Source organism: Chryseobacterium sp. P1-3 (assembly GCF_000738495.1).
Lineage (GTDB): Bacteria > Bacteroidota > Bacteroidia > Flavobacteriales > Weeksellaceae > Chryseobacterium > Chryseobacterium gallinarum.
Genome location: NZ_JPEQ01000001.1, coordinates 61,089 through 76,285, shown reverse-complemented (window position 1 = coordinate 76,285; position 15,197 = coordinate 61,089). Strand labels below are relative to the sequence as shown.

At 35.3% G+C, this 15,197-nt stretch carries 14 protein-coding genes and 1 pseudogene; 7 read left to right on the top strand and 8 right to left on the bottom strand.

The genetic code is table 11. The features are described from left to right. Window positions 1-69: 69 nt before the first annotated feature. The 4 genes from HX13_RS00350 to HX13_RS23060 all read left to right on the top strand — a co-directional run bounded on the left by HX13_RS00350 (window position 70) and on the right by HX13_RS23060 (window position 5,255). Complete coding sequence (locus tag HX13_RS00350; RefSeq protein ID WP_050019493.1) at window positions 70-828, top strand: hypothetical protein; 759 nt, start codon at window positions 70-72, stop codon at window positions 826-828. Next, window positions 825-2,726, top strand: coding sequence for a DUF4838 domain-containing protein (locus tag HX13_RS00345; RefSeq protein ID WP_050019492.1), 1,902 nt, complete (start codon window positions 825-827; stop codon window positions 2,724-2,726). The genes HX13_RS00350 and HX13_RS00345 overlap by 4 nt, the downstream gene beginning before the upstream one ends. A 210-nt stretch (window positions 2,727-2,936) precedes the next feature. Continuing rightward, window positions 2,937-4,982, top strand: coding sequence for a GAF domain-containing protein (locus tag HX13_RS00340; RefSeq protein ID WP_238554924.1), 2,046 nt, complete (start codon window positions 2,937-2,939; stop codon window positions 4,980-4,982). Window positions 4,983-5,003: 21 nt separating this feature from the next. After that, window positions 5,004-5,255, top strand: coding sequence for a hypothetical protein (locus HX13_RS23060; protein ID WP_238554923.1), 252 nt, complete (start codon window positions 5,004-5,006; stop codon window positions 5,253-5,255). Window positions 5,256-5,261: 6 nt separating this feature from the next. Here HX13_RS23060 and HX13_RS21720 read toward each other — a convergent pair whose 3' ends face one another. Both HX13_RS21720 and HX13_RS00330 read right to left on the bottom strand, forming a co-directional pair. Further along, window positions 5,262-5,771, bottom strand: coding sequence for a hypothetical protein (locus tag HX13_RS21720; protein ID WP_128572118.1), 510 nt, complete (start codon window positions 5,769-5,771; stop codon window positions 5,262-5,264). A 394-nt stretch (window positions 5,772-6,165) separates the two neighbouring features. Then, the gene (locus HX13_RS00330; protein ID WP_050019490.1) at window positions 6,166-6,417 is read right to left on the bottom strand and encodes a hypothetical protein; all 252 of its coding nucleotides are present in this window, start codon (window positions 6,415-6,417) and stop codon (window positions 6,166-6,168) included. A 9-nt stretch (window positions 6,418-6,426) separates the two neighbouring features. On the opposite strand from HX13_RS00330, the gene HX13_RS21715 reads away from it, so the two are divergent. Further along, window positions 6,427-6,579 (top strand): helix-turn-helix domain-containing protein, encoded by a 153-nt coding sequence (locus HX13_RS21715; protein ID WP_157837392.1) that lies wholly within the window; start codon window positions 6,427-6,429, stop codon window positions 6,577-6,579. Between the two features lie 50 nt (window positions 6,580-6,629). Here the strand turns inward: HX13_RS21715 and HX13_RS00325 are convergent, their stop codons facing one another. Next, window positions 6,630-7,805: a Pycsar system effector family protein gene (locus tag HX13_RS00325; protein ID WP_050019489.1), complete on the bottom strand. Its 1,176-nt coding sequence runs from the start codon at window positions 7,803-7,805 to the stop codon at window positions 6,630-6,632. A 26-nt stretch (window positions 7,806-7,831) separates the two neighbouring features. Here HX13_RS00325 and HX13_RS23055 point away from each other — a divergent pair, with 26 nt between their 5' ends. Next, on the top strand, window positions 7,832-10,144 hold the full coding sequence (locus HX13_RS23055) for a metallophosphoesterase (RefSeq protein ID WP_238554922.1): 2,313 nt from the start codon (window positions 7,832-7,834) through the stop codon (window positions 10,142-10,144). After that, entirely contained in the window at window positions 10,080-11,549 is a 1,470-nt protein-coding gene (locus tag HX13_RS23050) for an outer membrane protein assembly factor (protein WP_238554921.1), read from the top strand. Before HX13_RS23055 ends, HX13_RS23050 begins: the two co-directional genes overlap by 65 nt. Before the next feature lie 168 nt (window positions 11,550-11,717). Here the strand turns inward: HX13_RS23050 and HX13_RS00315 are convergent, their stop codons facing one another. The 5 genes and pseudogenes from HX13_RS00315 to ruvX form a co-directional block, all read right to left on the bottom strand. Then, window positions 11,718-12,593, bottom strand: coding sequence for an SdiA-regulated domain-containing protein (locus HX13_RS00315; protein ID WP_050019488.1), 876 nt, complete (start codon window positions 12,591-12,593; stop codon window positions 11,718-11,720). 54 nt (window positions 12,594-12,647) lie between these two features. Continuing rightward, complete coding sequence (gene mazG / locus HX13_RS00310; protein WP_050019487.1) at window positions 12,648-13,415, bottom strand: nucleoside triphosphate pyrophosphohydrolase; 768 nt, start codon at window positions 13,413-13,415, stop codon at window positions 12,648-12,650. Window positions 13,416-13,596: 181 nt separating this feature from the next. Further along, the gene (locus HX13_RS00305) at window positions 13,597-14,118 is read right to left on the bottom strand and encodes a DUF5606 domain-containing protein (RefSeq protein WP_050019486.1); all 522 of its coding nucleotides are present in this window, start codon (window positions 14,116-14,118) and stop codon (window positions 13,597-13,599) included. A 73-nt stretch (window positions 14,119-14,191) separates the two neighbouring features. Then, window positions 14,192-14,765, bottom strand: a pseudogene (gene def, locus HX13_RS00300) (peptide deformylase). Then, complete coding sequence (gene ruvX, locus HX13_RS00295) at window positions 14,762-15,178, bottom strand: Holliday junction resolvase RuvX (protein WP_050019485.1); 417 nt, start codon at window positions 15,176-15,178, stop codon at window positions 14,762-14,764. The pseudogene def and the gene ruvX overlap by 4 nt, the downstream one beginning before the upstream one ends. Window positions 15,179-15,197: the final 19 nt, after the last annotated feature.

Below are 15,197 nucleotides of genomic sequence, written 5' to 3'. Positions count from 1 at the left end.
AATTTTTTTACGTCAACTTCTGTCGTTATCCTCGGGTATCTTCGTATTGTAAACATTTAAAAATAAAATATGATTTCACCAGACGACTTTGAATTAATAAAGACCTATGTAGACTCAAAATTGAACGATCTACAGCTTAGCACCATCAACCTATGTCAATACAGTCATTTTGATGACCGTTTTAAATATGGTTATTACACAGAAGGTACCCCATCTCAGATTTCGCAAATGAAATTGGAAAAAAAGGATGGCAAGGAATGCTTACGAATGAAAAGTACATCAAAAAATGTAGGGTTTTATGCCAATGTCAACCATAATTTCAATGCTAATAAGGAATTAATTGGCAGAACATTTACCATTTCTTTTGATGTTTTCCCATTATCAGAAATTGATCATTTTAATATAGGATTTTCAGGAATAGATCATGTTCATCCTACAACAGTTACCAATCGCTGGCAGAGAGTTTCCTACTCTCAGTTTATAGATCCCAGTCAGTTTATAAATAGCTTTCCTATTTTCACCTTATATACAGGGGATGATATTAATGACTTTTATATTTCCAATCTAAGTGTTACGGAAGGGCTCTATCCTTCTGCTTTTTATCCTTCTAAAGAAGACCTGACTTTGGGGTATTTAAGCAAAAATGCCAAAGGCTGGCTGGATCAGTTACTTCCTAAATCTGAAGCCCACATGGGGTCATTAGTTTTTCCAAAGGGAACCCCCAAAGAAGGTTTAGACCCGGAAGTTTGCCATATTGCCTTTAATGGAAATGATTTAATCCTTACAATAGAAGGAAACCAATACAAACTCACAAAAACACAGATATGAAAAATATACCATTTTATAAAGATGGAAAAAGTAACTATGTAATTGTTCAGCCATCGTCTCCCGATCAGATTCACCAGGATGCTGTACAACTCTTAAATGATGAAATATACAAGGCATGCTCTATCACATTACCTGTCATAACTGATAATGAGAGTCCGCAATATCACGAAATAATCATTGGAAATTGTCCTAACAGAAATACGGTATTTGGATCAACTATCTTACTAGATCATGATGAATTTTACCTTTTCAATAAAGATTCTAAAATTTATATCAATGGTAACAGAAGGGGATTGATGTTAGGAGTAAGTTATTTTTTAGAAAATTATCTGAAAGTTAAGAAACTTATGGTAACAGGCCGTAACGGAGCACAGCCCATTGAATGCTTCAAGGTTAAAAGTCTCCCCGAAGTTTACATTACAAAATTTAATTTTAATATTCAAAAACCCGCTTTCTCCTATAGATGGGTGGTATCTCAAGAAGCATACAGTAAAAACTACTCCAATTTCAATAAACTTTCTTATTGGGATATTAAAGTGATGCAACCAGCTGCATTAGAAGATTCCGGTGAGAGCGTTCACAATCTTACAAGGCTTTTTGGATATCAGACTCATTTTGCCTCGCATCCTGAATATTATCCGTACATCAATGGTAGCAGGACCTCTGAACTCATGACTGAGACACAATGCCACAGGGCACCATGCCTATCCCAGGCTGGAGTCTTTGACATTGTAAAAGCAGCGCTGCAAGCAAAAATGGACGAAAAGCCGGATAAACCCATCTGGAATCTTTCTCAGCCGGACGGAATGACAGATTACTGCCAATGCTCAGAATGTGCCCCCAAACATGCCCTGCCCGGTGGATTCTCAAATACATTATTTCCTTTCATCAACCGTATGGCAAAAGAATTTCCTGATAAAATTATCAAAACACTCTCTTACGTTGTAAGTGACCATATTCATACTGTGGAAACTGTATACTCCAATGGAAATATTCTACCTGCCGGTAAAGTTGAGCCTAATGTTATGATTATATATTGTCCTACAATTAATAACAAAATCAAATCAATTGCTTCTTCAAATGAATTGATTGCCGGTACTTATAGAGAGATGCTTTATAAATGGTCTCAAAGTGGAGGAAAATTGTTCATTTGGGAATATCTGGTGAATTTCTCTTATTATCTCTTTCCATTTCCTACACTCCATATTTTACAGGAAAATCTAAAATATTACAAATCTTTGGGAGTCAGCTCATTCTTTGCTGAATGTTCAAGTACGGAAGATAGTTCATTGAGAGCTTTAAACACCTATGCCTATTCAAGACTTTTATGGAATCCTGATGATGATTTAGAGGGAATTATCAGTGATTTCTGTAAAAATTATTATGGAACTGGTTATAAAGAAATGTTTCAATACATTACGACTCTTTTAAAATATGCCAACAATGATAATTCAGGTGTTTGGAACTCTATGGGAGGTACCGGATCTATGATTGGTCACGCAAATCCTGTACTAAGTGTTGAAGGCACAACATTATTCAGCATTAAACATTTAAAAGAATTTTATCAATATATAGATGATGCTCTGGCAAAAGTAAATATAAATTCGAACGAATGGGCAGCGATAAAAAGAGAACAGATTTGTTTAAAACAAGTAGAAGTGGAAGCATCATGTACTTATGCCCATCGACTAAGTACGAATCAGGATTTCTTCGACTATTTTACACGTTACGGAGGAGGGAATTATGGAAATACCCCTAAAGGCAAAATACAAAACAGATGTTATGATTTACAAACAGACTGTCTTTCTCTTAATCCTCCAATAGAAAATATAAATGGAACGGGAAGAAAAATAACTCCCTACGTAACAGACGTAATCAACGGCGCTGGCTATAATTAATCTATTAGAACTATAAAAAGTGACACACTATATCAAAAACCTTTCAGATCATCTGGAAGGTTTTTTTTGTACTCTTATATAAATCATACACGATCTGTTTTTTAATTATTCAAAAAATAAAATAAAAATCTTACAAAATATTGTTTTCAGCAATCTATGTAGTATTTGGAAATACCGTTTTTTTCATAACTTTACTTAAATTTTCAGCTGTTGGCTAATCTTTACAAAAAAGACTCTCCTTTTCAGGTTTACATATCATTCAAAAAATATTTGGATGTTCTGGAACATATCCGATATAATGACCGGCTGGAATATCGGGCCAACTATGCCGAATCACTGATTGAAAGAACCAAGAATTTTAAAGAATTCAGAGATGGCTTCCAGGATATAAGTCTCCTTGAAAAAAATGAAGAACTCATCAGGCTGTTGCTTGCCGATCTTTTCCCCACCGGGCTTACCCACAATGAAATAAAGGCAGCAAGTATCCCACTTTCCAATATCACGTTCAACTATACTGAAAGATTTAAAAACATTTTAAAAGATGCCGGAAAGGATTTTGAAATAGAACTCAGGAATATTACAGATAATGAATTTTATGTATTCTGCTGTTGCCTGATTCTTCAGAGTTACTTCAAAAAAGATATCAGAAGTACCATCCCTTTTTATTATGATATTCCCAATAAGCAGGGAATTATGAAACATTATAAGATTACGGTAAATTCAGATTTTACAGAAATTATTCCTACCGAAAAAGCAAAAATTCCGGATGATGGTATCATGGATATGTTATTGGAAAACCTGGATGACTTTAAACTATGGAAGAAATATTTTCCTTCACAATCCTGGATATTAAAAGGCTTTACCATTATTTCACTGGTTGACTGCACTTCTGAAGTAGCATTGTCTGACCTGAAATCCAGTATGATAGAAATAGATCCTGAAAATTTGAAGCCGGATGAAAACCTGACTGAAATTTTTAAATCCTATTTTGATGTTCCCGAACTAAACTTCGGACTGATGACCTTCAACAAGAAGGAACAAAAACTCGATAAACTTCCTATTTACGAAAGCTTTCTGACCAATCATATCCTTGATTTCTGGATCAATACCTTCGATGAAGAAACCCGTAAAAATACATTTAATAACTTAAGTCACAATTCTAAACCGATTGTTGTTTCTAATGTTGATAATCTGGACGCTAATGTAAAGCAGCTTCCATCCTTCAATATTCTAAAAGACAACCATATCAACAGCTTCATGGTAATCCCTATCATGAAAGATAATGAGCTCCTTGCTATAATGGAGTTTACTTCACCTGTGGCTGGTAGTTTTAATGGTTTAAAACTCAAAAAAATGGAGTTTTTTACTGATATGGTCCTGTTCTCACTCAGCAGGTTTTATTTTGAAAAAAACTATCAGATAGAAGCAATTATCCAAAGAGAATATACCACTATTCATGACAGTGTGGTCTGGAAATTCAGGAATGAAGCCGAAAAATATTTTACAGCCTCATTGGGAAAGAAAATGTATACCCTAAAGCAGATTTCATTTAAAAATTTAACCCCTCTGTTCGGAGTTTCAGATATCCGTTCTTCATCCGAAAAACGCTTTAAGCTGATGCTTGAAGACCTCAACCAACAGATTAACTGCTTAATGGATATTTTTACCTTGACCAATTCCGATTCGGAAAAATTCCTGTTAGCTTTAGATATTTTCAAAAATGAACTTAACCATGAGATTAAAGCTGACACTGAGCAACGCTTTCAAAGGCTTTTAAGAGAAGAAATTCATCCTTTTTTACAGGGAAAACTTGAAATAAAAACCAGCCGTGAAATAAAATCAAAAATCAAAGATTATTTCTCGAACATCTTTGCCCAAACTGATCTGTTCTATAGCCATAGGAAAAACCTGGATGATTCTATAACACTTGTCAACAGAAAGCTGGCAGATATGCTGGATGAAAGCCAGACGAAAGCTCAGCAGATATTTCCGCATTATTATGAAAGATTCAAATCCGATGGTGTAGAACATAACTTATATATCGGGCACACTATTGCCCCTGATCTTCATTATTCGTTCAAAGTCGTTCACAAACTGAGGTATTGGCAACTGAAAACCATCTGCCGGATGGAACATGAATTTCAGTCTTTTAAAAAAGATCTTCCCATCCCATTGGATATCGCTTCATTGATTTTTGTTTACAATGAAAAAATAGACATCCGTTTCAGAATGGATGAAAAAACGTTTTTGATGTAGATGGCGCCTACAATTCTTATTATGAAATCATTAAAAAAACGTTTAGATAAAGCCCATATTAAAGACTCTTCAGAAAGAATTACCGCTCCGGGAAAAATTACCATTGTTTATTTTGGTATGGAAAACCAGAAGGAATACCTAGACTATATTTCCAAGCTTCAAAAGAAAGGTGTTCTTGAACATGATGTAGAATTCCTTAAAGTAGAAGACCTTCAGGGAATTACAGGATTACTGGCGTTGAGAGTTTCTTTGTTTAGGAATTTAGATGATTGAAACACCCTAATAATATTCAATTTTTCTAATCCATCTGTACAGATCCTTTCCATTTACGTTTTTAATAATTTCTGTCCAGTTATTTTGCTTGTCAAATTTATATCTGAAATCTATTATGACTGGCTCTACGATTTTATCATCCAGTGCAGGTTTATCTAAATAAATTAACCTGGTTATATAATTTCCTTTATACTCAAATTTTCTTTCATACGAAAGCCTATTTTGATAATAGCTTGTTTCTTTTTCCAGCTTTTGATCTTTAGTATAAACATAAATTGTATAAGAGTTTTTTTCGGAATCACCGTTTTTTTCTTCTTTAATCATCTTACCGTTACCAAGGATAATATATGAATAGAATTTCCCATCCTTAATGCTGGTTCTCTTTATTATATTTCCAAATTCATCATATTCATATTTAAAATGGCCGGTTAGATATATTTTTTTATTTTGCAAATCATTTTCATGTTCAAAAAACTTTTCTTCAACTACCCTATATTGGCTGTCATAAATTTTCACTCTGTTTAATTTTTTGTGATAGATAGAATCTTTGCCCCTGGAATATCCCCCGTTTCCTACCGCTTTCCAGATATCATTTGTGACGGCAAAAATGCTGTCTGTTTTTGAAAGGGTATCAAACTTTGTAATAAATAAAGGATTAAAACTCTCCCAATTATTAATAATTTTTTCTCCTGGTTCATCTTGCCGTTTATAGTACGATTCACTAAATTTCACCTTTTTCCTATTTCCATCATAAAAATATCGGGAATTTTTTTCTGAATATTTGTTTTTAGTATTTTGAGCAGTCAATCGATTCAAATGATCATATGTATTTATATATTCATCAACAATCTCCCCGGATCTATAGTACCATATCTCCCGTGTAATATTTCGGTTTATATCGTAGTAAGTCTCATTGTTGATATATCGACAAAAATACGTTTGAAACCATGAATTCCTCATGCTTTCCCTCAAAATTTTTAGGTTTCATGATTGTAGCGTGACCATATTCATCATCTCCTCTCATGAAAGTATATGGTCCAGAATCATTTAGAAAAACTACAGATTCCTTCACAGATTTAGGGTTTCCTAAAATTGAATCCTTAATAACCTGAGAATGAAAAAATGTTGTTAAAAAAAATAAGAAAAGCAATGATTGTTTCATTATTTATGTTTGTTTTTAGAACTAACTTTTATAGTTGATGTGGAAATTTCACAGATCACAAGGATAGAAAGAGGAATCATCAATACTTCTATTCTCAGTCTTATGAGAATTGCCGATGCACTTGAAATTTCTATAAATGAATTCCTGAAAGATATAGAATAAGCTAACCCCAATAGACACATCAGGGCAAGCCCATTGTAAGTGATTTATAATTAAAGACTCAGAAAAGCTGCCCCAAAAGATAGTACAGAAATAATAATTCCAGCCATAAAAATCTTATAGGTAATGGATAGAAGTTTATATTTTCTGTCTAAGACTTTTCCCAGGTAATAAAGATCTTTTACCATAGAATCGTAAATATAATCCCTGTCTTTGATAAGGTCTTTCATCGCATTATGATAATCATCAAATAACATCTGATGGAAATTCCCGAAAAACAGCAGGTTTACTTTCCTGTTAACAATATCCTGAGCAGTAAATGTAGTTTTCGTTACATTGGGTTTAGTAGAAAGAATTGCAAATATAATAGTTAATACACTAGACAACAGCAGGATGAAACTCGGAAGAATCAAGTGTGAATTCTTAGGGGCATCCAGCTTCGGAACCAAAACGGAAAGACAAACTGAAATAATAATGGCGTTGACAGACAAAAGAATATTGGCCTTGCTATCTGCAATATCACTCAATCTTGTATGATTGTTAAGGGTTACCCTGAAAAGGGTATCTACACTCCGGTCTGACTTTTCCTTCTCCTTTTTCCCTTCGGCATTATCTTTTTTATCCTCTTTCTTCACTTCTTCTTTTTCCAGCTTTTTCTCTATCTTTTTGATGTTTTTCTTTTTTAAAGGCTCCCAGTGTTCTTTAGCATAGTCCGTATAATAAGTATGTCTGTTTTTAAGCATATCCAGGTTTCCGGCATTCCATTCTTCATTAGAGAAGCATCTTACATTGGTCAGTTCCCACTCCTTCCTTAAAGCATCGGAAATATCATTGTAATCATGGCCTGCAAAATGGCTGAAGTCTGCATCTTTTACAATTTTTTCCAATAAATTCTTAGGTTCATAACTGATTTTCGTCGCCAGGATCAGCTTTTCAACATCCTGAATATAATTTTCTGCATAATTTTCCTGATGTAAAAAACTTTTCATAATCTCCACACTCCTCTCTTCATGATTCTGGGCGCATTCTATATAGCCCGTATCGTGGAACCATAAAGCAACAAGTACCTTCTCCTGATCCTCATCAGAAACAGGGGTATTTTTCATAATTTCTTCAGCCTTATTGACTGTATAGGCAGTATGAATAAAATTATGATAAAAGTAAACCGAAGATAACTTATCTTTGAATAAGATTTCAACATAATTTTTAGCTTTGTGTAGAATGCTCATTCCTGAATTTTTGTTAATGTAAATTTATGAATTTATCCTTTAAAACTCAATTAAAAAATACTTCTATTGTTCTGAGGACGGTATTGTCTGCAGGAGTGCTGTATTCCTGCGCAACATATAACGTGCAAAAAGGCAAAAACGTATTTGAAATAAAAGATTCTGACATAAAATCTGAGAATGATTTTAAAATTTTCCTGATTGGGGATGCTGGAAATGCAGATGAAGCGCAGGCACAGAAAACCCTGCATTTACTGAAAAATAAACTTGATTCAGCAGACAGCAACTCTATGCTGATTTTTCTTGGAGACAATATTTATCCGAATGGAATGCCGGAAGAAAAGGATAAAGGCTATATTCTCGCCAAACAAAAGCTGGAAGATCAGTTGAACATTACTAAAAATTTCAAGGGAAAAACAGTAATGATACCCGGAAACCACGATTGGTATAACGGACTGGAAGGGCTGAAAGCCCAGGAAGGATTTGTAAAGAAGTATTTTGATGATAAAAAATCTTTTCTTCCCAAAAGCGGGTGCCCGATTGACGATATCAATATTTCCAAAGATATTAAACTGATCGCTATTGATACAGAATGGGTGATTACCAATTGGGATCAACATCCGGGGATCAACAAAAACTGCAACATTAAAAACCGGGAAGACTTTTTTACCGAATTTAAAGATCTTATTATAAAAAATCAGGGCAAAAGAATCATTGTAGCCCTCCACCATCCTGTTATCAGCAGCGGAACCCATGCAGGTTTTAGCTCTGCCAGATCTCACCTCTACCCTTTTAAAAGTAAAATTCCGGTGCCGGTCATTGGCAGTGTAGTAAATATTCTGCGCAGTTCTTCCGGAGCCAGCCCTGCTGATATCAACAATCAGCATTATGCAGATCTTGCCAACCGGTTGAAGAGTATAGTTCAGGATAAAGAAAATATTATTTTTGTTTCAGGACATGATCATAATCTTCAATATCATGAAGACCGCAATATAAGGCAGATTATCAGCGGAGCCGGTTCCAAAGTAGATCCGTCCACAATTGCCGAACAGACAGATTTTTCCTATGGAGGCAGCGGATTTGCCATATTAAATATCAGAAAAGATCAGAGCACAGACGTTGAATACTTCTCAACAAAAGATGCCCTGCTTCAAAAACTGACCCATATTTCCGTTGTTTCAAAACCGGATGTATTTGTGAACAACTTTCCGAATACCTTTCCGCCCACCTTTACCTCAACAATTTACCCGGTACAGCTTACCCAAAAAAGGAAATTTTACCGGTGGCTGTGGGGAGATCATTACAGAAGATATTACGGAATCCCTATAGAAGCTCCTATAGCCAACCTTTCCGAGTTGAACGGAGGTTATGTGCCTTTCAGGGAAGGAGGTGGAAACCAATCCAATAGTTTAAGACTGAAAGCAGCAGACGGGCAGGAATTTGTAATGCGGGGAGTGAAAAAAAGTGCTATCCGCTTCCTCAACAATATGGCTTTCAAAAAAAGTACTCTTGGAGATGAACTTACAGACACTTTTCCGGAAAAGTTTTTGCTGGATTTCTACACTACCAATCATCCGTTTACACCATTCACCATTGGAAATATGGCCGAAAAGCTCAATATTTTCCATAGCAACCCCAAATTATATTTCATTCCTAAACAACAGGCATTGGGAAGATATAACCAAAATTACGGGGATGAAATGTATATGATTGAAGAACGTTTTTCATCTGACCCCAAGACATTAGCTTCACTGGGGAATGCCAAAGATATAGTCTCTACAGATGATGTATTAAAAAACCTGACTAAAAACTATAAATATTCCGTTGATAAAGAATCTTACATCAGAGCGAGAATTTTTGATATGCTAATCGGTGACTGGGACAGGCATTCGGATCAATGGAAATGGGCAGAATATGAAGAAGGCAATAAGGTAATCTACAAACCAATACCAAAAGACAGGGATCAGGCATTCAGCAAATATGACGGCGCTGCATTCAAGCTGATTATGAATGTTCCTGCCATTCGCCATATGAAAACCTTTACGGAAGATATTAGCAGCGTTAAATGGATCAGTATGGAACCCTATCCAATGGATCTTGTTTTCCTGAAAGGGTCTACCCAGGAAGAATGGATAGCACAAGCTAAATATATCCAGGAACACTTGAGTGATACCGATATTGAAGAAGCTTTCCACAATCTACCGAAAGAAGTTCAGGATGAAACAATTGCTGATATCCAGAGGAAATTGAAAATCCGAAAAACAAAATTGCAGGAGTATGCATCACAATATTATGATGTACTGCAAAAAAAAAGTTCCTCTGGCAGGAACTGTAAATCCTGATAAATTCGTCATTACAAAAAATAAGAATTCTGTACACGTACAACAATACGAACTAGGCAAAAACAAGGATAAAAACGAACTTGTATTTGAGAAAACATATTCTGATTCGAAAACTAAAGAATTATGGATTTACGGGCTGGAAGATGATGATATGTATGAGGTAGGAGGTACAGGAAATCCCAGAATGAATATCAGGCTTATCGGTGGATATAATCATGATATTTATAATGTAACTGATGGAAGAAAGGTAAAAATCTATGATTTCAAATCCCAGAAAAACACCTATAATTCCGGAAATGCAACCAGGAATATTTCTGACGATTATGATATCAATACTTACAATTATAAACATCCGAAATACAATTCCTTCGCCGGGTATCCCAATGTGGATTATAACCCTGATGACGGAGTGATCATTGGAGTCCTGGCCAACTACACGGTTAATAATTTTATCCGGGATCCCTTTACTCAAAAACACAGTTTAAAAGCCAACTTTTATACTGCTACTGCCGGATTTAGCTTACAATATAAGGGGATTTTCAAAAAAGCAATTTCCGGATGGGATTTCAATCTGGATGCTTCTTATACCACTCCAAGATTTTCACAAAACTTCTTCGGATTATCTAATGAAAGTCCGTATGATAAAGAAGATACTGAAAGAGAATACAACAGAGCCAGAATTTCCAAGTTCAATTTTGCCCCTTCTATTTCGAAAAAAAGCTGGATGAATCTCAGCCATCAGATCCAACTTACTTTTGAAGATAATAAAGTACAGAAAAGAGAAGGCCGTTTTATCAATACATCGCCGGATGTAAGACCTGAAGTATTCAATAGTCAGCAGTTTATGGGGGCCAACTATACCTTTAGCTTTAAAAATGCAGATAACCTTGCTTTTCCAACCCTGGGAATGGAGCTGATGGTGAACGCCGACTGGAAAGCCACTTTTTCCGATTTTAACAAAAACTTCCTGACTTTAAAAGGAAAACTGGCCATTGATCACCGAATTGATAAAAAGGGAACTTTTGTATTTGCCAATTCCAGCAATGTCATGTGGATCAATAATAACAATTTTGAATTCTATCAGGCCGCTGCAATCGGAGGAAATAATGGAATGAGGGCTTTCAGAAACGAAAGGTTCTCCGGAAGATCTTATTTTACCAATAATTCAGAGGTACGATGGGACTTTGGAAGAATCAGAAATAATATTGTTCCTGCCAACCTGGGGATTCTTGTAGGCTACGATATCGGCCGGGTATGGAATGATACCGAGAATTCCAGAAAATGGCATCAGTCTGTAGGTGCCGGTGTCTGGCTAAGTATTGTAGAAATGCTTTCTGCAAGACTCAATTATTTCTATGGATCTGATGGAGGAAGAGTTTCTGCCGGTATAGGCATGAAGTTTTAAATCAATTTAATTGGACAAATTTATAGTTGTAAAATCCGGATTTTATAATATAGTCTCTTACAAGACTTTCTGCAAGCTTATCATCTCAGCTATATTGCTCAAAAATCCACAGGTGTTTTCTGTGGATTTTAGTTAATATATTTTAGAAAACGGAAAAGTACATAATTCCTAAAATGAAAAGTTATACACATTTCCACCTTCATCTTTTCCTTTCTCATCCGCAATCCATAAGGTCTTATCATCATGGAAGACGATGGCTTCTTTCTGCGAATTATGATTTAAAGAGATTTTCTGAATTTTAGCGGAGCTGAAATCATCTGCGGTAAATCCGGTAAGTACATGAATATTTTTATGTGTCAGTAATACAATTTTATCATGAGTACTATTGATGGCGGCTGATGTAATGGCGGCATCATTATAGCCTCCTTCAAGTTTTAGCTTCCCTACCAGCTTAGCTTCAAAATCACCTTCCTGGTTAGGCACCTTGAATACAAGGAAAGTTCCGTCAAAGCCCTTACTCCTGTTTTTGGTAAAAAGATAGAAATTTCCTCCCATTTCCACAAAGCCTTCACAGTCATACAGCCAATTTGATTTCTTAGGAGGAAATTCGGTTTGTCCCTCATAATGAAATCTGGTGGACTGAATTACTTTTGTTGTTTTCTGAGACAGATCTTTCAGGTCGGTTTTTAAAATAGCAAGGTCTTGTCTGTTGTTATCATTATTTCCAAAATCTCCGATATAAATATTGCCTTGCGAATCAGTAATAATATCCTCCCAATCAGTATTTTCTGCATTTTCTACCGGAATTTTACCCAGCATTTCTCCTTTATCATTAAGAGCATAAATGGCATTTTTATTCCCTTTGTCCTCAATTACCCAGACCGTTTTTTTGTCTTTTGACAATGTTATTCCCGAAACTTCCTTCAGTTTTTTAGGCAAGGAAAACAGAAGAGGCAATCCGTCATTTTTAGCAACCGGTGAATTTTGTGCTTTAGGATTACAACTCAATAAAAAAATAAAAGGTAAAATAAGGAATCGCAACATATTGTTATTTTAAAAATTAAATGAATTAAAAAGCATTCATTGTTTCAGACGAACTTAAGAAAGCTGTTTTGCTTTTTCCCAAAGAACATCCATTTCCTCCAGGGTCAGGTCTGCCAGCTTCACATCTTTTTCAAGAGCCAGTTTTTCCATTTTTTGAAATCTTGAGATAAACTTCAGGTTGGTTCTTTCCAATGCAGAATCCGGGTTAATGCCTGAAATCCTTGCATAATTAATCAAGGAGAAAAATACATCTCCCAGCTCTTGTTCTTTTTTATCAGGATCTGTTTCTGCATGAAACTCCTGAATTTCTTCATCCACCTTTTTCCAGGCATCCTCAGCATCATGAAACTCAAACCCGATACCTTTTACTTTATCCTGGATCCTATAAGCTTTCACCAGGCTTGGCAGGCTCTTCGGAACACCACCTAAAATGGATTTGTTTCCTTCTTTCAGCTTCAGTTTTTCCCAATTCTGTTTTACTTCTTCTTCGTCCTTTACTTCAGTATCCCCATAAATATGTGGATGACGGAAAATAAGTTTTTCATTAAGGGAATTAATAACATCTGCAATATCAAAGCTCTTTTTCTCAGATCCTATTTTAGCGTAGAAAACCAGATGAAGCAGAACATCTCCCAGCTCTTTTTTAATTTCCGTCAGGTCTTCCTGAAGAATCGCATCAGAGAGTTCGTAAGTTTCTTCCAGCGTCAGGTGGCGCAACGATTGCAGGGTTTGTTTCTGATCCCACGGGCATTTCTCACGAAGATCATCCATGATATCCAGTAATCTTCCGAAAGCATCCAGCTTTTCCTGTTTTGTATTCATAGTTTGAGAATTCAAGTCTTACAAATTTAAGAATAGTTTCTGTCATTTTTAAACCTGGCAGATTTTAAAGTCTGTTATTTTTGGGACAATAAAAAACCTCATCAATTCTGACAAGGTTTTATATTGTACATTCAAATGAATGAATTATCCTTTTTTAGTATGCGTACTTTTCGGAGCTGCTTTAGCTGCTGAAGTAGCCTTTACTTTTGGAGCGGCAGGTTTTTCTGCTTTTGGAGCGGCTTTTTTTAGGAGCTTCTTTTTCAATGCTCACTTCAGCCGGTTCTCCTTCCAAAGTTTCAGGTTCTGCTTTTACAAAGCTTTCAGGTGTAATATATCCTGCTTTCTGAAGAATATTATACCATTGTGCCAGTTTCTTAATATCAGAAGAGTATACTCTTTCGGTATCATAATTAGGAAGTGACGCCAGCATAAAGTCTTTCAGATCTGCATCAGAAGATTTATGAGAAATTGTTTCCTTATAATCGTTGTTTTTAGCAATATTTTCAAAAACTTCGAACAAAGGAACTTCTTTTTCAAATGTAAACATAGCAATGTTATCCAGTAAGCTTACCTGGCTTGAGTTTCCAATGCTCACTTTTTTCTTGGTGGTAACATCTTCAATAATGAATCCGTTTCTTAATTGAGAAACTAATTTGTAAAGTCCTGGTTTTCCAGAAATTGAAATTATTTTTTCTAACAGCATAATTTTATTTTTTGTAAATTCTGCAATCGGCAATCAGCTTTTTGCGTTTTATTATCTTTTATCCTTGTTTACATTATTTTGGAAATCTCATTTTGTAACCGATGTTTACGTCACCCTGAGAAATCTTTGTCAGTTTTCCTTTTACCAGCTTCTTTTTTAATGCACTTAAATGATCGGTAAATAAGATCCCTTCAATATGATCGTATTCATGCTGAATTACGCGGGCTCTAATATCGGAAAAAGTTTCTGTATGTTTCACAAAATTTTCGTCATAATATTCAATAACGATTGTCCCTTTTCTTTTCACGTCTTCCCTTACATCAGGAATAGACAAACAGCCTTCATTAAACTTCCATTCTTCACCGGATTCTTCCAGGATCCTGGCATTGATGAATACTTTTTTTAAATTCTGCAAGCTCGTCTTTAATATCCTCATAATCTTCATCTTCAGCAAGAGGAGTCACATCGATGACAAACAAACGGATATCCAATCCGATCTGAGGCGCAGCAAGACCTATGCCATTTGCGCTGTACATCGTTTCGAACATATTATCTATCAGTTCCTGTAACCCGGGATAATCTTTATCTATATCTTTTCCCACTTTTCTCAAGACAGGATCTCCAAAAGCTCTTATCGGTAAAATCATTTTAATCTTTGTTCTAAAAAATTCTGCAATATAATCGTTGCACTTACTTTATCTATTAATCCTTTTTCCTGTCTCTTTTTTTTGCTTTTCCCGCTTTGGGATATAAAAAAAGAGGCCATTTTAGAAGTAAACCTTTCATCAAAACGATGAACGGCAATATCTGAAAATTCTTTTTTAAAGACTTCAATAAATTTCAGAATATCGGTCTCTACTTCCGAAATATTTCCTTTCAGATCTATGGGAAGTCCAATCACTACTTCGTCTACCTTATTTTCACTGAAATATTTTTTCAAAAATTCCATTAAAGAATGGTTCTCAATAGTTTCCAGACCACTGGCTATAATCTGCATATCATCCGTTACAGCAATGCCACAACGGGCTTTTCCGTAGTCTATTGCAAGGATTTGTCCCATAAGTCTGCAAATTTAGTAA

Excerpts from the sequence above, each read along its gene's own strand:
- HX13_RS00315 (WP_050019488.1), bottom strand. The coding sequence starts at position 12,593 with ATGTTGCGATTCCTTATTTTACCTTTTATTTTTTTATTGAGTTGTAAT.
- HX13_RS00305 (WP_050019486.1), bottom strand. The coding sequence starts at position 14,118 with ATGCTGTTAGAAAAAATAATTTCAATTTCTGGAAAACCAGGACTTTAC.
- ruvX (WP_050019485.1), bottom strand. The coding sequence starts at position 15,178 with ATGGGACAAATCCTTGCAATAGACTACGGAAAAGCCCGTTGTGGCATT.
- HX13_RS00350 (WP_050019493.1), top strand. The coding sequence starts at position 70 with ATGATTTCACCAGACGACTTTGAATTAATAAAGACCTATGTAGACTCA.
- HX13_RS00330 (WP_050019490.1), bottom strand. The coding sequence starts at position 6,417 with ATGAAACAATCATTGCTTTTCTTATTTTTTTTAACAACATTTTTTCAT.
- HX13_RS23055 (WP_238554922.1), top strand. The coding sequence starts at position 7,832 with ATGAATTTATCCTTTAAAACTCAATTAAAAAATACTTCTATTGTTCTG.
- HX13_RS23060 (WP_238554923.1), top strand. The coding sequence starts at position 5,004 with ATGAAATCATTAAAAAAACGTTTAGATAAAGCCCATATTAAAGACTCT.
- HX13_RS00325 (WP_050019489.1), bottom strand. The coding sequence starts at position 7,805 with ATGAGCATTCTACACAAAGCTAAAAATTATGTTGAAATCTTATTCAAA.
- HX13_RS23050 (WP_238554921.1), top strand. The coding sequence starts at position 10,080 with ATGCATCACAATATTATGATGTACTGCAAAAAAAAAGTTCCTCTGGCA.
- HX13_RS00345 (WP_050019492.1), top strand. The coding sequence starts at position 825 with ATGAAAAATATACCATTTTATAAAGATGGAAAAAGTAACTATGTAATT.
- mazG (WP_050019487.1), bottom strand. The coding sequence starts at position 13,415 with ATGAATACAAAACAGGAAAAGCTGGATGCTTTCGGAAGATTACTGGAT.